The organism is Paraglaciecola polaris LMG 21857 (genome assembly GCF_000315055.1).
In the GTDB taxonomy this organism is placed as follows: Bacteria; Pseudomonadota; Gammaproteobacteria; order Enterobacterales; family Alteromonadaceae; genus Paraglaciecola; species Paraglaciecola polaris.
The window spans coordinates 265,915-284,576 of record NZ_BAER01000044.1; the positions used below are offsets into that span (position 1 = coordinate 265,915).

General features: G+C 43.7%; 17 protein-coding genes and 1 pseudogene. 3 read left to right on the forward strand and 15 right to left on the reverse strand.

From position 1 onward, the window contains the following. Positions 1-21: 21 nt before the first annotated feature. From mltG to yceD, 10 genes are all read right to left on the reverse strand, one after another. Positions 22-1,038, reverse strand: a complete 1,017-nt coding sequence (mltG, locus tag GPLA_RS09435) for an endolytic transglycosylase MltG (RefSeq protein WP_083882026.1) — start codon at positions 1,036-1,038, stop codon at positions 22-24. A gap of 18 nt (positions 1,039-1,056) precedes the next feature. Next, entirely contained in the window at positions 1,057-1,878 is an 822-nt protein-coding gene (gene pabC / locus GPLA_RS09440; RefSeq protein WP_007104659.1) for an aminodeoxychorismate lyase, read from the reverse strand. 110 nt (positions 1,879-1,988) lie between these two features. Then, entirely contained in the window at positions 1,989-3,227 is a 1,239-nt protein-coding gene (gene fabF, locus GPLA_RS09445) for a beta-ketoacyl-ACP synthase II (RefSeq protein WP_007104660.1), read from the reverse strand. Positions 3,228-3,305: 78 nt separating this feature from the next. Next, positions 3,306-3,545 (reverse strand): acyl carrier protein, encoded by a 240-nt coding sequence (acpP, locus tag GPLA_RS09450; protein ID WP_006993870.1) that lies wholly within the window; start codon positions 3,543-3,545, stop codon positions 3,306-3,308. A gap of 183 nt (positions 3,546-3,728) precedes the next feature. Continuing rightward, on the reverse strand, positions 3,729-4,466 hold the full coding sequence (gene fabG, locus GPLA_RS09455) for a 3-oxoacyl-ACP reductase FabG (RefSeq protein WP_007104661.1): 738 nt from the start codon (positions 4,464-4,466) through the stop codon (positions 3,729-3,731). A gap of 16 nt (positions 4,467-4,482) precedes the next feature. Further along, positions 4,483-5,412, reverse strand: a complete 930-nt coding sequence (gene fabD / locus GPLA_RS09460; protein WP_007104662.1) for an ACP S-malonyltransferase — start codon at positions 5,410-5,412, stop codon at positions 4,483-4,485. A gap of 67 nt (positions 5,413-5,479) precedes the next feature. Further along, on the reverse strand, positions 5,480-6,439 hold the full coding sequence (locus GPLA_RS09465; protein ID WP_007104663.1) for a beta-ketoacyl-ACP synthase III: 960 nt from the start codon (positions 6,437-6,439) through the stop codon (positions 5,480-5,482). Positions 6,440-6,442: 3 nt separating this feature from the next. Next, positions 6,443-7,468, reverse strand: coding sequence for a phosphate acyltransferase PlsX (gene plsX, locus GPLA_RS09470; protein WP_007104664.1), 1,026 nt, complete (start codon positions 7,466-7,468; stop codon positions 6,443-6,445). A gap of 12 nt (positions 7,469-7,480) precedes the next feature. Then, a complete protein-coding gene (gene rpmF / locus GPLA_RS09475; protein WP_007104665.1) occupies positions 7,481-7,651 on the reverse strand; it encodes a 50S ribosomal protein L32 in 171 nt (56 codons plus the stop codon). A gap of 10 nt (positions 7,652-7,661) precedes the next feature. After that, positions 7,662-8,189 carry a 23S rRNA accumulation protein YceD gene (gene yceD / locus GPLA_RS09480; protein ID WP_007104666.1) on the reverse strand — a complete coding sequence of 176 codons (528 nt, stop codon included), beginning with the start codon at positions 8,187-8,189 and terminating at the stop codon, positions 7,662-7,664. A 123-nt stretch (positions 8,190-8,312) separates the two neighbouring features. On the opposite strand from yceD, the gene GPLA_RS09485 reads away from it, so the two are divergent. Further along, positions 8,313-8,909, forward strand: coding sequence for a Maf family protein (locus tag GPLA_RS09485; protein WP_007104667.1), 597 nt, complete (start codon positions 8,313-8,315; stop codon positions 8,907-8,909). Positions 8,910-8,954: 45 nt separating this feature from the next. Here GPLA_RS09485 and rfbD read toward each other — a convergent pair whose 3' ends face one another. From rfbD to rluC, 5 genes and pseudogenes are all read right to left on the reverse strand, one after another. After that, positions 8,955-9,842 carry a dTDP-4-dehydrorhamnose reductase gene (gene rfbD / locus GPLA_RS09490; RefSeq protein WP_407636146.1) on the reverse strand — a complete coding sequence of 296 codons (888 nt, stop codon included), beginning with the start codon at positions 9,840-9,842 and terminating at the stop codon, positions 8,955-8,957. Then, positions 9,842-10,390 carry a dTDP-4-dehydrorhamnose 3,5-epimerase gene (gene rfbC, locus GPLA_RS09495; RefSeq protein WP_007104669.1) on the reverse strand — a complete coding sequence of 183 codons (549 nt, stop codon included), beginning with the start codon at positions 10,388-10,390 and terminating at the stop codon, positions 9,842-9,844. The genes rfbD and rfbC overlap by 1 nt, the downstream gene beginning before the upstream one ends. Before the next feature lie 26 nt (positions 10,391-10,416). Beyond that, a complete protein-coding gene (gene rfbA, locus GPLA_RS09500) occupies positions 10,417-11,298 on the reverse strand; it encodes a glucose-1-phosphate thymidylyltransferase RfbA (protein ID WP_007104670.1) in 882 nt (293 codons plus the stop codon). Between the two features lie 2 nt (positions 11,299-11,300). Continuing rightward, positions 11,301-12,391: pseudogene (gene rfbB, locus GPLA_RS09505) on the reverse strand (dTDP-glucose 4,6-dehydratase). A 50-nt stretch (positions 12,392-12,441) separates the two neighbouring features. After that, positions 12,442-13,398 (reverse strand): 23S rRNA pseudouridine(955/2504/2580) synthase RluC, encoded by a 957-nt coding sequence (gene rluC, locus GPLA_RS09510; RefSeq protein WP_007104671.1) that lies wholly within the window; start codon positions 13,396-13,398, stop codon positions 12,442-12,444. 574 nt (positions 13,399-13,972) lie between these two features. Here rluC and rne point away from each other — a divergent pair. Both rne and GPLA_RS09520 read left to right on the forward strand, forming a co-directional pair. Beyond that, entirely contained in the window at positions 13,973-17,122 is a 3,150-nt protein-coding gene (gene rne / locus GPLA_RS09515; protein ID WP_007104672.1) for a ribonuclease E, read from the forward strand. 180 nt (positions 17,123-17,302) lie between these two features. Beyond that, positions 17,303-18,610 (forward strand): DEAD/DEAH box helicase, encoded by a 1,308-nt coding sequence (locus GPLA_RS09520; RefSeq protein ID WP_007104673.1) that lies wholly within the window; start codon positions 17,303-17,305, stop codon positions 18,608-18,610. Positions 18,611-18,662: the final 52 nt, after the last annotated feature.

An 18,662-nucleotide genomic window follows, 5' to 3' on the forward strand; every position in this document is an offset into this window, starting at 1 on the left:
ACACTTCCTATATATCGATAACTATTTGTTAACTGATTTTCTATTTAACTGGTACTCACGCACTGCCCGATTGTGTTCTTGCAGTGTGTCAGAAAAATGATGGCTACCGTCCCCTTTTGACACAAAATATAATTCTTCAGTGGGTAAAGGGTTGAGTGCGGCGAATATGGCCAAACGACTGGGCATCGCAATTGGAGTCGGTGTTAAGCCCCTAATGACATAGGTATTGTAGGGTGTTGCCGTTCGCAAATCTTTGCGACGTATATCACCATCAAACATATCGCCTATACCATAAATAACCGTTGGGTCCGTTTGCAAACGCATATTCAATCGTAGGCGATTGACAAAAACCCCAGCTATACGTTCGCGCTCGTCCGCCCTGGCCGTTTCTTTTTCGATAATAGACGCCATTATTAACGCTTCATAGGCAGAGATATACGGTAAATTATGCTGCCGTGCTTGCCACAATGTTTGCAACTCCCCTTGCATTGCCTGATACGCTCGCTTAACGACGGTAAACGCTGTTGTACCGGCGACAAAGTGATAAGTGTCCGGCAAAAGCCATCCTTCTAATGAATTACCTGGCAAGTCATGGATTAGACGAGCGATGTTCTCATCGAAATTTTCACTTAGTGTAATGTGAGGATTCTTGACGAGTTGCTCTCGCCAGTCACGCCACCTGAGTCCTTCAATGAGCGTTATGGCAAATTGTTTTTCCTTACCGCTGGCAATAAGGCGAAAAACATCAATGCCGTTCATACCCGGAAGTAACTCATAGGTGCCCGCTTTTACCTTGGCTAACTCCGGCATTAATTTCAGAATCACTTTCAGACCGAGGGTGTTTTTCACCAGTTTTTGCTGTTCTAACTGTCTTAAAATGCTATTGGAAAACTGACCTTTTTGGATACTGAGCAATTTAGGTTCTGCTAATTGCAACGGCTTCTCTGCTTGTTGCTTTAAATAGTAAAAACCCGTCATTAGAGTCACTATTATGACGGTGATCAGTAACGATGTCCCTTTGATGATATTAATTTTCACGATACCGCGGCTCGGATATTAGACATTGTAATGGGCTACTCCCTGTTGCACTTCGCGAGTTTTATCACTTAAATAATAAGCACGATGCCCGTCATTGTATTCAATTGAGTTAACGGGCACCACGCCCATTAAACTGTTACACACAAATACCTCGTGTGCCGATTGCAAAGTGCTTAGTCCCTCTCTGCACGTGAAGACAGGCATACCTGAATCTTTTAAAAATGCCATAGCATGGTTACGCATAACGCCATTAACGCCACTAAATTCAAGTGAAGGAGTAAACCAAGCATTATCATGATACCAAAAGATGTTGCCCACAGATGATTCTACAATATTGCTGTCAGTATCAAGCACGACGCAGTCATGAAATGCATCTAGGGCAAGTTCTCGCTTAATTAGCACTTGCTCTAATCGATTTAAATGCTTTAATCCCGCCAATATAGGTTGCTTGGCCAAGGTAATATTACTGATGTTTAATTCTATACCGCCTTCTCGCCAATTATGGTAATGCACCGGCATGGCGTGACGAGTGATAATATAACTCGGATTGTCAGCACCCGTTGGGCTATAACCGCGACCACCCACACCCCGGGAGATAATAACCTTAAGTACTGCCAGTGTTTCTTTTTGTGCTGCATTGATAACGTCGAGAGTAAGCTGTGCCCAAGCGGTAAATGGTATATATAAGCGCTCGCAAGAGCCTTCAAGTCTTGCTAAATGCGCGGCCCACAATTCAATGTTGCCATCTTTTACGGCCATAGTCGTAAAACATCCGTCACCATACTGCATCGCCCTGTCGGCAATATCTATCTGTGTGGCGGGTAAACCATTTACAATCATGCGTTATCTTTATCTGTTGTATTCATATAATTGAACGAAAAAAGCCTGTAATAGCAATGATATTACAGGCTTTGTCTGGTTACTAATAAACTTGTCTTAGTGGTTAATAATTACACTTTTTTGAATAATAACGAACCATTTGTGCCGCCAAAACCGAAGGAGTTACATAAGGCGTACTCCATGTTTACCGATCGCGTTTCATGGGGTACAAAATCTAAATCGCATCCTTCACCAGGGTTATCCAAGTTGATCGTTGGTGGGGCCACTTGATCGCGCAGGGCTAAGATAGTGAAAATCGCTTCAACTGCACCAGCAGCACCTAATAAATGGCCGGTCATAGATTTAGTTGAACTTACCGGTACTTTTTTAGCGTAACCTTGGAAGATGCTCTTCACTGCTGCCACTTCTGCAATATCACCTGCAGGTGTTGATGTACCATGGGCATTGATATAACCCACTTGGCGTGCATTAATCGATGCATCATTTAGCGCGTTTTGCATTGCCGCAGCCGCTCCCTCACCATTTTCTGGAGGAGACGTCATATGGTATGCATCGCCACTCATACCAAAACCGACAAGTTCAGCATAAATTTTAGCACCACGAGCTTTTGCAGATTCATACTCTTCTAACATGACGACACCTGCCCCCTCGCCCATGACAAACCCGTCACGGTCTTTATCCCAAGGACGACTGGCTATTTCAGGTGCATCGTTGCGTGTAGATAACGCTCGCGCTGCAGCAAAGCCACCTAGCCCTAATGGACAAATTGACGCTTCAGCGCCACCTGCCAACATCGCATCTGCATCTCCGTACGCTATGATACGTGCAGCTACGCCAATATTGTGTACACCTGTTGTACAGGCAGTCACTATATTTAAGTTAGGGCCTTTTAACCCTTCCATGATCGACAAAAAACCTGAAATCATATTGGTAATGGTTGCTGGAACGAAAAAAGGCGATATACGTTTAGGACCGGAGTTAAGCAACTTAGTGTGATTTTCTTCAATCAAACTCAATCCACCGATACCTGAGCCAATAGCGACGCCAACACGAGCGGCATTTTTTTCAGTGATCGCCAAACCTGAATCGGCTAAAGCCTGTTTGCCAGCGGCAATACCGAATTGGATAAATTTATCCATTTTTTTGGTTTCTTTTTTGGCAATGTAATCTTCAACGTTGAAGTCCTTTACTTCACCTGCGAAATGCGTCGTATATTCTGATGCATCAAAAACGGTAATAGGACCTATGCCACTTTGACCGTTGACGATATTCTGCCACGTGGATGCATAATCATTGCCCACAGGAGAGAGTACGCCTAGACCGGTTACTACAACCCGACGTTTAGCCACTTTGGCCTCCGAACGTAATTTAAATTTGGTGTGATAGATAAAAGAAACGGCTCAGAAAGAGCCGTTTTTAAAAACTGTTTACGCGTCTTTGTGAGCGTTAACGTAGTCAATTGCAGATTGAACTGTGGTAATTTTTTCTGCTTCTTCGTCAGGAATTTCAGTATCAAATTCCTCTTCTAAAGCCATAACCAATTCAACTGTGTCTAGAGAATCCGCACCTAAATCATCAACAAACGAGGCTTCTGATTTTACTTCTTCTTCTTTAACACCAAGTTGTTCAATAATGATTTTTTTAACGCGTTCTTCGATGTCACTCATAATTCTAGTTTTCCCTTAAAAGTCGCTAGATATAAATTTCGAGTAGTGTATTCACCAACCCACTGCCTTGCAAGCAAGACCTTGAAGTTTTTTACTGGTCGAACCACTAAAAACTATATAATAATCAACAAAAAATAACAGGCAAGCAATGTTTTTAACAACCTCGGTTATTATTTAAACACACTACCCCATAAACATTCCACCGTTTACATGTAGGGTCTCACCCGTAATGTAAGCAGCGCTATTACTAGCTAAAAAGCCAACCGCTGAAGCTACCTCTTGAACAGAGCCTAAGCGATTCGCTGGAATATCTTTAAAAATGGCTTCACGTTGGTCGTTGCTTAATGCTTTGGTCATATCGGTATCGATAAAACCCGGCGCAACCACATTAACCGTAATACCGCGAGAAGCGACTTCACGCGCCATGGATTTACTAAAGCCTATTACCCCAGCCTTCGCTGCTGCATAGTTAGCTTGGCCGGCATTACCTGCACTGCCAACGACAGAGCCGATATTAATGATTCTACCACAACGTTTTTTCATCATGCCACGTAAAACTGCTTTAGACATATTAAACACTGACGTCAGGTTAGTGTTAATAATATCTTGCCACTCATGATCCTTCATACGCATAAGCAAGTTATCACGTGTGATACCGGCATTATTGACCAAAATATCAATCACGCCAAATTGTTCTGCAATATCAGATAACAAAGTATTCATAGACTCGGCATCAGAAACGTTTAGCACCATTCCTTTGCCTTTATTGCCTAAATACGCACTAATTGCTTGTGCACCGTTTTCGGAAGTAGCAGTACCGATAACAATAGCCCCATCATTGACTAATTGTTCGGCGATAGCTTTACCAATTCCACGACTTGCACCGCTCACTAGCGCAATTTTTCCATCTAATCCAGACATGTATATTCTCTACTGTTTAACGAATAACGGAAACCGTTTCAGGGTTATTAACTGCATCACAGCTCAATGATTTATCGATACGTTTGATCAGACCGGTTAATACTTTACCGGGTCCAATTTCATGTAACTGATTGACATCTAATGACACAAGTTTTTGGACTGTTTCTGTCCAACGAACTGGGCTGTATAGCTGACGCAAAAGTGCAGATTTAATTGCTTGCGGACTATTTTCAATCGCTACGTCTACATTATTCACAACAGGAATAGTCGGCGCATTAAACGCGATTGAATCAAATAATGTAGCCAATTTCTCAGCCGCGGGTTTCATCAATGCACAATGCGACGGTACACTTACCGATAACGGTAAGGCTCGCTTTGCCCCTGCTGCTTTACATAATTCTGCGGCTTTCTCAGTCGCTTGTGCATTACCTGCGATAACAACTTGGCCAGGAGAATTAAAGTTGACTGCCGACACGACTTGTCGACTCTCACCTTCTGCCTGAGCACAAGCTTGAATGACTTTCGCATCCTCTAAACCGATTATCGCATACATAGCGCCAACCCCTTTAGGCACTGCTTGTTGCATAAATTGGCCACGAGCTTCTACCAATTTGATGCCGTCTTCAAACGTTAATACGCCTGCACAGACCAAAGCGGAGTATTCACCTAAACTATGGCCTGCCAGATAATGGGGCAAGCTTGCATCTTGTGCCTTTAACACCTGAAATATAGCGTAACTGGCAGCTAATAAAGCGGGTTGGGTAACCTGAGTTTGGCCTAACGTTTGAGCACTATCATTCTGTACAACGTCCCAAAGATCATAACCCAACACTTTACTTGCGCGGCTAAATGTTTCTTCGACTTGCGGATGATTTACCGCTAAATTTTTTAACATGCCTACTGTTTGTGAGCCCTGTCCGGGGAACACCCACGCGCGTTTTGACATAACACTTCCTTTCATTTACTCACTAAGATATTTAAGCCGATAAGTCTGTTTAATAACATACCTACCGTTAATAACGAACTAATGCAGATGCCCACGCAAATCCACCGCCAAACGCTTCTAGCAGGAGGTTTTGCCCACGTTTTATACGGCCATCGCGAATGGCTTCATCTAATGCCGTTGGCACCGTAGCTGCTGAGGTATTACCGTAGCGCTCTAAGGTCAATACGACTTGATCCAACGACATGTTTAATTTCTTGGCTGTTGCCTTGATAATACGGAAGTTAGCTTGGTGCGGAACCAACCAGTCTAAATCTGATTTTTGCATATTGTTAGCAGCTAATGTCTCTTCGACTACTTCGCTTAATTTAGTCACCGCCACACGAAAAACTTCGTTACCCTTCATCGAGCCCCAATTTTCATGTATGGATGCCTCGTCGCCACGGGTCGGATTGCCAATGGCAAGTAGGTCACCATAAGATCCTGCTGCATGAATGTGAGTAGACAGAATGCCTGGTTCTTCACTGGCTTCGATAATCGTTGCTCCAGCAGCATCGCCAAACAGTATGACCATAGTGCGGTCCTCTGGGCTGATCATACGACTTAAACAGTCCGTACCCACAACCAATATACGTTTTGCCATACCGGATTTTATGTATTGGTCGGCGACGCTCAAAGCGTAACAATAACCCGCACAAGCCGCCGCCACATCAAATGCTGGAATACCGTCGATATCCAACGCTTTTTGAATTTCGCACGCTGTGCTAGGCAGTGCATAACGACCGCTGGTCGTTGCGCATACAATCATATCCAAAGATTTAGCATCGATACCCGCAGCTTCTAAGGCTTTTTTACTAGCTTCAACACCCATACTCGCGGCTGTTTCGTCGGCACCTATAATTCGACGTTCTTTGATACCAGTTCGGTCAGTTATCCACTCGTCTGAGGTATCAACCATTAAGGATAAATCTGCGTTAGTACGCACTTCGCTTGGATAGTAACTACCAGTACCAATTATTCTAGAATTCATTTATTAAGAGCGCTCCATCAAGAGGTTTTCTATCTTATCTTTAATTTTAGTGGGAACTTGCCTATTGGCTTCTTGTATTGCTTCTCTAATGGCATACAAAAAAGCCTCATCAGAGGCATTTCCGTGGCTCTTGACCACAATTCCGCGCAATCCTATCAGACTCGCGCCGTTATACTGGTCGGGGTTCACCCGTAAATAAAGTCGGCGTAATAACGGACGGGCCAGTTTTGCCATTATTTTACTTAACAAGTTACGTTGAGCATCTCGTTTTATTTGTTCAATCAATAACTTAACTAAACCTTCACAAGACTTCAACGCGATATTCCCTGAGAAACCGTCCGTTACAATTACGTCTGCAATATCGTTGAAAATATCGTCACCTTCAACAAAACCGATATAATTAATTTGCTTATTGGCTGCTAACAGAGCGTTAGCTTGTTTGATTGCTGCAGGGCCTTTAATTTGCTCTTCGCCTACATTCAAAATGGCGACACGAGGCCTTTCAATACCCGCTATTTCTTGGGCCAGTACAGACCCCATCACCGCATTTTGCAATAACGTTTGGGCATCACATTGCACTGTTGCGCCTAAATCTAATAGATAAACTTTACGTCCTTTTGCGGTGGGAAGACTGGAAACTAATGCGGGCCTATTGACCCCTGCTAAGGTTTTTAATTGCGAACAAGCCATCGCTAATAATGCGCCTGTATTTCCAGCACTAACACACGCATCAGCTTGTCCATCTTGGACATGCCGTATAGCACAAGCCATTGACGAGTCTTTTTTGTGTCGTAACGCGGATGCCGGATTATCAGCCATTAAAACCTGTTGGTTACAATGTACAACTGAATATCGTTGTAGGGAAATAGAGGTGTGTTGTTTTAACCAAGATGAAATAACACCTTCATCGCCACAAAAAATCAAATGGAGTTGGGGGAATTCATTCAGGGCTTTAAATGCGGCGGATAGAATAATATGGGGGCCGTTATCGCCCCCCATAATATCTAACGCTAAGGTTAGATGACGCAAAGATATCTCAAATTATAATGAGAGAACTTTTTTGCCTTTGTAGTAACCATCAGCGGTAATGTGATGACGAATGTGCGTCTCACCTGATGTTGAATCTACAGACATAGTCGCAGTTCCCAACGCATCATGCGAACGACGCATGCCACGCTTAGAACGAGTTTTACGATTCTTTTGTACTGCCATTAGTTTGCTCCTAGTCTCGCTTAAGTTCTTTCAAAACCGCGAACGGGTTTGGACGTTCATCGACCGGTTCAATTTTTCCGAATGACATATTCTCTGCTTTTGTGCCGCAATCCTCCTCTGCATGAAGGGCGACAATGGGCAAAGATAAAATCATTTCGTCTTCAAAGATTTGAAGTAAATTGACTTCTCCGTGGTCATTGACCTCTACCGGGTCGTAAATATCCGGTAACTCATCGGTCTTTTCATCATCAAATCCCTGCACAGGACTGAAACAAAACGACACATCTAAAGGATGAGTAAAAACACCATTACATCTTTGACAGATGAGTGATGTTTCACAATGAATTTGACCTTCGAAATAGGAAAGACCCTGCTCGTCTTTTAAAAACTTTACTTCGATATCAACTTCATCGTCTATGCCAGCAACGGTACCAACCAATCTCGGCATATCAGCCGTTAACATCACACCCTGATATTCAGAGCATTTTGTGGCACTTTTGATAGGGTCAAGTCGTTTAGGTAATTTTACTTTCTGCATAGCGCGCGCATCATAAAGGCTGAAAAGGGTTTAGTCAAAGAAAATATAATCTTAAGTCCTATGTAATGTAAGCAATTTATGCTTTTATGTCGGCCGACAATTGTAATACAGGTCGTTAATTTGATGAAACTAATTCTTGCTTCAACCTCATTATATCGCAAAACGTTACTTGCTAAGCTTTGCATCCCCTTCTCTACGTCTGCACCTGAAGTAGATGAAACACCTATTATTGATGAAAGCCCTGGGCATCTCGTCGCTCGCTTGTCCCTAGCAAAAGCCCAGAACGTTGCAGCCCATCAGTTAGGTGTTGTAATTGGTTCTGACCAAATTGCCTGTGTTGAGGGTGTCATACTCGGTAAACCGGGCCATTTCGAGCGAGCATATGAGCAACTCGCGTTCTTAAGTGGGAAAACGGTTACCTTTTATACTGGACTCACCGTTTGTGATGCTTTATCTGGTAAAAGTGAGACGATAGTAGAAACCTTCGACGTGACATTCAAATCGCTTTCAACAAAACAAATCACCCGCTATTTAGAATTAGAAACCCCATATGATTGTGCTGGCAGTTTCAAAAGTGAAGGATTAGGGATTTGTTTATTCTCTCGCCTCAATGGACGTGACCCGAATACACTAGTGGGCTTACCGTTAATCGCGCTTATGGAGCTACTGACAAAATTTAATATCGATGTTTTTGATTATATGCAAACCACTAACGAATAAAATCATCATCAATTTCGTTAGCGGCAACTGACGACGAACTTTATTTTATGGCTTAGCTAATTCGTCGAGCATGATAGACAATTGCTTGCGCCAATGTGTCGTTTGCACACCGCTGTCTTGTTCGGCTGACGTTTTATCAATAACCGAATATGGTGGACGCTTTGCTGGTGTTGGATATTGCTCGGCGTAAATCGGCAAAATTGGTATCATCTTTTTTAATAGGCCTTTTTCCTGCGCCAGTTCTTGAATGGCGACGGCGAAATCATACCAACTGGCGACACCTGCATCAGTCCAGTGATATAAACCACTAACGCTATCGTTTTGACACACGGCCCATAACCAATCCGCTAAACCCGCTGCGTAAGTTGGGGTGCCGATTTGATCTGATACCACACCCAATTGCGCTTTTTCCTGCATTAAACGCAGCATCGTTTTGACAAAATTATTGCCATGAGTGGAGTAAACCCATGCCGTTCTAACAATGACCGAATCGGGCAATTGCGATTGCACCCCTATTTCACCCGCTAACTTTGACGCACCGTATACCCCAAGAGGATTCGGCGTGTCTGTAGTTAGGTAGGGAGAATGTTTTGTACCGTCAAATACAAAATCTGTGGATACATGCAGCAATCGGACATTCGCTATTTTACAGGCTTGTGCAAGATTAATTGCGCCTTGTGCATTAACCTCATACGCTTTGTCACTGTCAGTTTCGGCTTTATCAACTGCAGTATAAGCCGCGGTATTAATGACAACATCGGGACGAACCCTTGTCATTGCGTTTTGTATACTTTGCTGCTCGGTAATATCAAGCTCGGTACTCGAAAATGCAGTAAGGTTAACGCTAGCTGGCGCTCGGTTGACTAATTCCCAACCGAGTTGACCATTTTTTCCCGTAATCAGTACTCTCACGATATGTCCATTTTTTACAATCAGGCGAATTTAGGTGCGTTTGCAAATAAGCATCCGACTTGGTCTTTTTCCGATAATGCAGGCTGATTACCGTTTACTAAAGGCCAGTCGATACCCAAAGCTGGATCGTTCCATAATATTGAAACTTCAGACTGGGGATAATAATAATCACTGCATTTATATACAAACTCAGCCGTTTCACTGGTCACATAAAATCCATGAGCAAATCCTGGAGGTACCCAAAGCTGCTTATTGTTTTTAGCTGATAACTCAAGGCCTAATGTATGACCATAGGTAGATGATGATTGACGCAAATCTACAATGACATCGAATACGCTACCCTGGGTCACGCGTACTAATTTGCCTTGCGTATGCTCTAACTGGTAATGCAGTCCACGCAGGATCCCCTGCCGAGACTTACTATGATTGTCTTGTACCAGTGATTCAACGCCAGTGGTTTGTGTGAAAACATCGGCGCGAAAGGTTTCCATAAAAAAACCTCTTTCATCGCCGAACACTTTTGGTTCGAAAATAACCACATCGTTTAACGCTGTTTGGGTAATTTGCATATTAAAAACTCTTAATGAATGTTGCTTTATTCGTAACCTGCGGCGACTTTAAGTAAATATTGGCCATAACCTGTTTTTGCCAGGCTATTACCTTGTATTAGAAGTTGTTCCTTATCTATCCACTTATTGCGATAGGCTATCTCTTCTAAACAGGCTACCTTCAAACCCTGTCTGTGCTCAACAGTTTGCACAAATTGCCCTGCTTCTAATAGAGAGTCGTGGGTCCCGGTATCTAACCAAGCAAACCCCCGCCCCAGCAAAGACACATTCAAATCTCCTCTGCTAAGATAGGCGAGATTGACATCAGTAATTTCTAGCTCACCGCGAACGGAAGGCTTGATATTTTTCGCAATTTCGATGACATCATTATCATAAAAATACAGCCCAGTTACGGCGTAATTTGACTTAGGCGTAACGGGTTTTTCCTCGATACTGACGGCTTTTTTGTCTTTATCAAATTCAACCACACCGAATCGTTCAGGATCTGTGACGTGGTAACCAAAGACAGTTGCGCCTTTATTTACCTTAATGGCATCTTTGAGTTTGTCAGAAAAGTGCTGACCATAGAAAATATTATCACCGAGTACTAAACTCACATTAGCATCGCCAATAAAATCCTCAGCGATGATAAACGCCTGAGCAAGGCCATCGGGACTTGGCTGAGTAGCGTATTCAATTTTAATACCGTAAGTGTCACCATTACCTAGCAAGCGCTCAAAATTAGCGCGATCTTCTGGTGTGGTGATGATCATCACTTCTTTAATGCCTGCCAACATTAATACAGAAAGCGGATAATAAATCATCGGCTTATCATAAATAGGCAATAATTGCTTTGATGTACCTTGGGTGATGGGGTGTAAACGAGAGCCTGAGCCACCTGCTAAAATAATACCTTTATACTCTGCCATGCTTATTCTCCTTCGCCTAATCGTCCTAATTTATACTTGCCAGACAATACGCGTTGCCACCAAGACTCATTATTGAGGTACCACAAAACCGTTTTGCGCATACCTGAAACAAAATTCTCTTCAGGTGCCCATCCCAATTCTCGTTGAATTCGACCTGCATCAATGGCATATCGAGCGTCATGGCCAGGTCGGTCTTTTACGAAAGTAATTAAATCTGCGTATTGTGTAATATTATCAGCTCTATGTTGGGGGCGAGCTCATCCAGCAGTTCACAGATAGTGCGCACCACATCAAGATTTCGTTTCTCGTTATGGCCACCAATGTTAAACGTCTCCCCTACCCGTTTCGATTTAACAACTAAGCATAACGCTCGAGCGTGATCTTCCACAAATAACCAATCGCGAATTTGACTACCATCGCCATAGACTGGCAATGATTTTCCAGCTAACGCATTTAGAATAACATGCGGAACCAATTTTTCGGGAAAGTGATAGGGGCCATAGTTATTTGAACAGTTGGTAATGACAGTAGGCAAACCATAGGTCCGTTGCCAACTTCTCACTAAATGATCTGAGCTAGCCTTACTAGCAGAATACGGCGAACTTGGTGCATATGGGGTGGTTTCAGTGAATAACGGCAGCTCGCTATTCGCTGGCAATTCATCAGGGTGAGGTAAATCGCCGTAAACTTCATCAGTTGAAATATGATGAAAAATAAATTGAGATTTACGAGTTTCTGGCAAATTCTGCCAATACTCACGGGCAGCATCTAACAAAGTATACGTGCCTACAACGTTGGTGTGAATAAACGCTCCTGGGCCATCTATTGAGCGATCAACATGTGATTCAGCAGCAAGATGCATTACGGCATCGGGTTGGTGCTCGTTGAAAACACGCTTTATTTGCGCTGCATCACAAATATCAACTTGCTCAAAAATGTAACGATCGCTGTGCAATTCAGTGGGAATTGACTCGGTATTGCCTGCATATGTTAATGCATCAACATTGATTACACTATCTAGGCTATTTGTTAATAAATGCCTGACAACGGCACTTCCAATAAATCCGGCTCCGCCGGTAACGAGTATCTTCATGTAATATGGGCCCTGCGCGTTTTGTTACTTAGACATCATGTCTAACGAGTTTAAGTTCTGACTTCTAAAATGCTTAATGTTCGATTTAGCTGCTGATCGAGCGGTGCCTGAAAGCTTACTCGTTCTTCTGTTTTAGGGTGAATAAAGGCGATGGAATAAGCATGTAAGAACAAACGTTTTAACCCCTGCTTATTCATTTGGCCAGTAAACTCAGCATCACCGTATTTATCATCACAGGCAATAGGATGACCAGCATGTAAACAGTGAACACGAATTTGGTGGGTACGCCCGGTAATGGGCGACGCTTCAACTAAGGTTGAACCTATATATCGATTCAATACCCGAAAACGTGTTTCTGAAGGTTTACCTTCCGTGTCAACCGATACCAAGCGCTCCCCTGACTTCAAAATATTTTTTAACAGAGGGGCATTTACTTTGTAACGGTTCTCCGGCCATTCACCGACAACTAACGCTTGATAACGTTTATCCATTTTTTTGTCACGCAGTTGTTCATGCAAAGCTTTTAACGCCGAGCGTTTTTTAGCTATTACTAAACATCCGGATGTGTCTCTGTCTAACCTGTGCACTAATTCTAAAAATCTTGCCTGTGGTCGCAATGCTCTCAACGCTTCGATTACCCCAAAACTAAGACCACTACCACCGTGAACTGCCATACCAGAGGGTTTGTTCAGCACAATAAGTAAATCGTCTTCGAATAAGATATGTGACTCAAGGGAAGCCACTTTGTCTAACTTAGTTGAAGGCGCTTCGTTCGGTTCTGACACTCTAATCGGTGGAATACGCAATTGGTCATGTGCTTGAAGTTTATATTCTGGCTTAACGCGTTTTTTATTAACGCGAATTTCTCCCTTACGCACAATGCGATAAATAAGGCTTTTAGGCACACCTTTTAATAAGGTACGCAAATAATTATCGATGCGTTGACCTTCAAGGTCTGGATCGATTTCGATAAATTGGACTTTTTGGAATGAAGTATCTGTGGTCATCAGAGTATTATAACTGGAAGCCCCCCATGTATGACCAGCATTTTATTCGCTTGCCAGCATTGAGATTTTAATGTGATAATGCTTCGGTCTTGCTACAGGCAACTGCCGAGTAAGACAAACAGATGTAATAATCCGTTCTGGTAGCAATGCGACACCGATAAAGTCGTTAAATATTGCCCTATCGATTACGAAGTGAGTAACTTTTCGTGGATTAGATAAAACAGAACCAAAACATCAGCGATGATAAATAACTATTTGATCGCGACCGATGTAAAGAATGTAATTGAATTGACAACGTACTGGGTTTGTTATGCCCTTTTTCTCAACGCATAACCACCGAGTATTAACCGTTTTAAGAAACGATTTTACAGATGTCAGAAAAGGCCGAAACTGACACCCAAGTGGGAAGTATTGAACAAATTCATGTATTAAATAATGCATGAGATACTTAGGCAAAACCTTAAAATTAGTTAGATACAGCCGGGAGGCTGCATGACAAAAACTTGTCGAATCACAGCGCATGTCTTTCATCCGTGGCGATCGGTACACCACCGAGTCAATAAGAATGAAAAGAATGTTAATCAATGCAACTCAGCAAGAAGAATTGCGTGTTGCCCTCGTTGATGGTCAAAAGCTTTACGATTTAGATATAGAAAGCCCAGGCCATGAACAGAAAAAAGCCAATATTTATAAAGGGACAATTACCCGCGTAGAGCCCAGCCTAGAAGCTGCATTCGTGGATTATGGCGCAGAGCGTCATGGTTTCCTTCCTCTAAAAGAAATCGCCCGCACCTACTTCCCTCAAGGTTATAAATTTGAAGGTCGTCCTAATATTAAGGACGTCATCAAAGAAGGTCAGGAAGTCATTATACAAATTGACAAAGAAGAGCGTGGCCAGAAAGGTGCTGCGTTAACAACTTTTGTTAGTTTAGCCGGTAGTTATTTAGTCTTGATGCCCAACAACCCTCGTGCTGGCGGTATTTCGCGTCGTATCGAAGGTGATGAGCGCACAGATCTAAAACAAGCACTTAGTAATCTAACCTTACCAGATGGCATGGGTCTTATCGTGCGTACGGCTGGTGTGGGTAAATCCGCAGAAGAGTTACAGTGGGATCTCAGCGTATTATTAACCCATTGGACCGCCATATCAGAAGCGGCGGATTCTCGCCCTGCTCCTTTTTTAATCCACCAAGAAAGCAACGTTATCGTACGTGCTATTCGTGATTACTTGCGCCGAGATATCGGTGAAATATTGATTGATAAAACCAGTATTTATGAGCAAGCAATGAAGCACATTGAGTTAGTGCGTCCAGATTTCGCGAGCCGAGTAAAACTGTATCGTGGCGATGTACCTTTGTTTAGCCATTATCAAATTGAAAGCCAAATTGAATCAGCCTTTCAACGAGAAGTACGTTTACCTTCAGGCGGCTCAATCGTTATTGATCCCACCGAAGCATTAACGTCTATTGATATTAACTCTGCTCGCGCAACAAAAGGCAGTGATATCGAAGAAACCGCATTTAATACCAACTTAGAAGCGGCTGATGAAGTTGCACGCCAATTGCGCCTGCGAGATTTGGGTGGATTAGTGGTCATCGATTTTATCGATATGACTCCGGTGCGTCATCAACGTGAAGTGGAAAATCGTCTAAAAGATGCCGTTCGTCATGATCGCGCTCGGGTACAACTTGGTCGTATATCTCGCTTTGGTTTACTTGAAATGTCGCGCCAGCGTTTACGTCCATCGTTAGGTGATTCAGCGCATAACGTTTGTCCTCGTTGTAGTGGGCACGGAACGGTACGTGGTACCGAGTCATTGGCGCTATCTGTGTTACGCATCATGGAAGAGGAAAGTATCAAAGACAACACAGGCCAAATTGAAGCCCAATTACCGGTCAATGTTGCCACTTACTTGTTAAACGAAAAACGTGGTGCCGTTGCTGGTGTTGAAAAGCGTCATAATGTGCAGTTGGTGATCATTCCAAACCCAAATATGGAAACGCCTCATTATAATGTAGCGCGACGTCGTCCGGACGATGCCGTTCATGACATGAGTTACAACGTTGAGTTAATGAAAAACGAAGATACCGAAGCAGACAAAGCTGTCACTGCCATGCCAGTGAAAGAGCAACCCGCTCTACAAAGCTTCGTTTCACCGCCTAAGGCAGTAACTGCACCAACGGCGGCTACTCCAGAAGCGACTACCGCTGATGTTTCATTATTATCTCAAATCGCTAAGTGGCTAAAATCGTTATTTGCTTCTGCTCCAGAGCCAGAACCTGAGCCCGAAGTGAAGCCCCAGCGCAAACAACAGCCTCGTCGTACACGTAATAATCCTCGTCGTGGTAAACAGGGCGAAGCGCGATCTGAAGGACGCAATGATAACCGTTCTGACAATCGCCCGAATACTCGTGACACCAACAACGAAAGCTCAAGCGAGGGTGGCAATGAACGTAAGCCACGTCGTGAAGATAATCGCAAACCTCGTCGCGATAACAAAACGGCTAAAGACGCTGTTACTACCAGCCCTGAACAGAAAAAAGAACCGAACCAAAAGCCCCCAGAGCCTCGTAAAGAAGTAAAGGAGCAAAAAGTTGCTGAACGTCGTAAGCGCAGAGATACCAGACGCAGCGTACGTGTGGATGATAATCAAGAACAAGTAGCTGAAGCAGCTCAAACTGCTAGTAGCCTTGTTAGTCAAGCTAACGACAACAAGCAGAATGCGCAGCTAGATAGCAAAGTGGTAAAAGCCGTCGAGCAAACGGCTAAGCAAGACACGCCATCTGGCGTTCAGGCACAAGCTCCTGTTGTCGCCCCGGCACAAGATATTGAGCCACCTAAGAAACCAAAAGTGAAAGCGGAAGAAAAACGCACACAAGAGGCTTCCCATGAAACCCATGAAGATCCAGCGAAACCTGAATCTAATGATGGTGACAGTAATGATAAAGGTGAAAATACGACTCAGCGTACTCGCAGTCGTCGTTCACCTCGTCATATTCGCGCTGCGGGTCAGAAACGTCGTAAAGATGAAGATGCACAAGGTAGCTCTGATACCCAAAATGCAAAGCAAGACGAATTGCAATTTGACGAACCACAAGTGGCACAAACTGCTCCAGTGCAAACTGAACAAGCAATAAAGGACAGCAACAATGTAGCGCTTGAGTCAACTGCTCAGTCCGATATTAGTGCTGATGTTGCCGAACAAGCATCTGCCCAAAGTGAGTTATTGACACAACCTGAGCAAGTCATTGCAACGGGTGAGCAAGTAGCCCAAGCACCTGAAGTAGCAGCGATTCAGTCTGTTGATGAACAAGCTTCAGCACCGGTAGTGGATGCTGAGCCTTTTGTAGCAACAGAATCAAAAACTGATTCAGTTGTTATTGCTCCTAAAGCCGATGAAATCATTGTTCAAAGCACTGAACAGAGCTCTGCGGCTAGTGATGTAGTTAAAGCGTCACCGGTAGAAAAACCAGCTCAAATGCCAAAAGCGAAAAAAGCAGCAACTAAACCTGCGAACGTCAGCACAAATAAAGCACCAAAAGCGTCAGCATCTCATCCGATGGCGACCCCTGCGAGTGTTGAGCAAGTGTTTAGCGAATCTAAAATAGGTTCGTTAGGTGATGCAGCCCGTCCAGCGGTAAATGCATCAGGTAAATCTGCGGCTATGGTTGCAGCATCTAACCGTGCGGGCGCTCCGGCGACTCGCCCCGGCTCTCAAGACTAATTGTTGCACTACTGAGAATTTACCACAGGTAAATCAAAACCGCTGTTAGCCAAGCTAACAGCGGTTTTTTTTATTCCGTGATTGCTAATCACTGGATATGCTGTATCCTCCCGCCCTCTCTATCATGCTTGAAAAAGCAGCATAGAATTTGATAATTAATTCACGACCAGCGAGTAAAATATGAGTTTTGCCGATTTAGGCTTATCCCCCGCAATTCTGTCTGCCGTCACGGCGAAAGGCTACACCGACCCATCACCAATTCAAGCACAAGCCATTCCAGCCATTTTAGAAGGCAAAGATGTCATGGCTGCGGCGCAAACAGGGACAGGCAAAACGGCTGGTTTCACTCTGCCACTTCTTGAATTGCTTAATCGTGGTACGCATGCCCGCGGTAACCAAGCTCGCGCATTAGTATTAACACCGACTCGTGAACTTGCCGCTCAAGTTGCCGCCAGCGTCGTTGATTATGGTAAAGACCTACCATTACGCTCGGCTGTGGTATTTGGTGGTGTGGGTATTAACCCACAAATGATTAAATTGCGTAAGGGTGTTGATATACTTGTTGCTACGCCAGGACGTTTACTTGATTTGTATAATCAAAATGCGGTCAGGTTCGATGATCTTGAAATTTTGGTATTAGATGAAGCAGACCGTATGTTGGACATGGGTTTTATTCACGATATCAAAAAAGTGTTAAAACTATTACCAGCAAAACGTCAAAATCTACTTTTTTCAGCTACTTTTTCAGACGAGATCCGCGCATTGGCGAAAGGGCTCGTGAATAATCCAGTTGAAGTATCAGTGTCACCGCCAAACACAACTGTTGAAGCTGTTGAACAATGGATCTGTCCAGTAGATAAAAATCAGAAGACCCCTGCTTTAATCCGTATGATTAAAGATAATGACTGGCAGCAAGTTCTTGTTTTTAGCCGTACCAAACACGGTGCGAATCGTATTTCTAAGCAATTGGAAGCCCGAGGCATCACGTCGGCTGCGATTCATGGTAATAAGAGTCAAGGTGCCCGTACAAAAGCACTCGCCGAATTTAAAAGCGGTAAAGTTTGCGCTTTGGTAGCCACAGATATCGCAGCGCGCGGATTAGACATCAGTCAATTACCTCAAGTCGTCAACTATGATTTACCCAATGTGGCTGAAGATTATGTTCACCGTATCGGCCGAACGGGTCGCGCTGGCGCTAGCGGACAAGCTATTTCTTTGGTAACTGCCGATGAATTCCCTTTATTGGCAGACATTGAGCGTTTTACAAAGCAAATTATTGCACGCAAGGGTATTGTCGGTTTTGAGCCAGTACATGGTTTGCCTGAATCTCGTTTAGACTCTCGCCCAATGAAACCGAAAAAGCCCAAAAAACCGAACACGCAACACCGTGATGGTCAGCGTTCTGGTGATAATGCTAAAGGACACTTTGCCGGTAACCGTAGAGGTAATGGCCCTAAAAACGCCAGCCCTCGTCGCCAATCGTCTTAAGTACATAGCAATAATAGCCATTTCCTCCGCTTGTGTTTATCGTTATATCAAC

Coding starts and splice junctions, on each gene's coding strand:
- acpP (WP_006993870.1), bottom strand. CDS start 3,545: ATGAGTGACATCGAAGAACGCGTTAAAAAAATCATTATTGAACAACTT.
- GPLA_RS09485 (WP_007104667.1), top strand. CDS start 8,313: ATGAAACTAATTCTTGCTTCAACCTCATTATATCGCAAAACGTTACTT.
- yceD (WP_007104666.1), bottom strand. CDS start 8,189: ATGCAGAAAGTAAAATTACCTAAACGACTTGACCCTATCAAAAGTGCC.
- rpmF (WP_007104665.1), bottom strand. CDS start 7,651: ATGGCAGTACAAAAGAATCGTAAAACTCGTTCTAAGCGTGGCATGCGT.
- pabC (WP_007104659.1), bottom strand. CDS start 1,878: ATGATTGTAAATGGTTTACCCGCCACACAGATAGATATTGCCGACAGG.
- rfbC (WP_007104669.1), bottom strand. CDS start 10,390: ATGCAAATTACCCAAACAGCGTTAAACGATGTGGTTATTTTCGAACCA.
- GPLA_RS09465 (WP_007104663.1), bottom strand. CDS start 6,439: ATGAATTCTAGAATAATTGGTACTGGTAGTTACTATCCAAGCGAAGTG.
- rfbA (WP_007104670.1), bottom strand. CDS start 11,298: ATGGCAGAGTATAAAGGTATTATTTTAGCAGGTGGCTCAGGCTCTCGT.
- GPLA_RS09520 (WP_007104673.1), top strand. CDS start 17,303: ATGAGTTTTGCCGATTTAGGCTTATCCCCCGCAATTCTGTCTGCCGTC.
- fabD (WP_007104662.1), bottom strand. CDS start 5,412: ATGTCAAAACGCGCGTGGGTGTTCCCCGGACAGGGCTCACAAACAGTA.
- rne (WP_007104672.1), top strand. CDS start 13,973: ATGTTAATCAATGCAACTCAGCAAGAAGAATTGCGTGTTGCCCTCGTT.
- fabG (WP_007104661.1), bottom strand. CDS start 4,466: ATGTCTGGATTAGATGGAAAAATTGCGCTAGTGAGCGGTGCAAGTCGT.
- rluC (WP_007104671.1), bottom strand. CDS start 13,398: ATGACCACAGATACTTCATTCCAAAAAGTCCAATTTATCGAAATCGAT.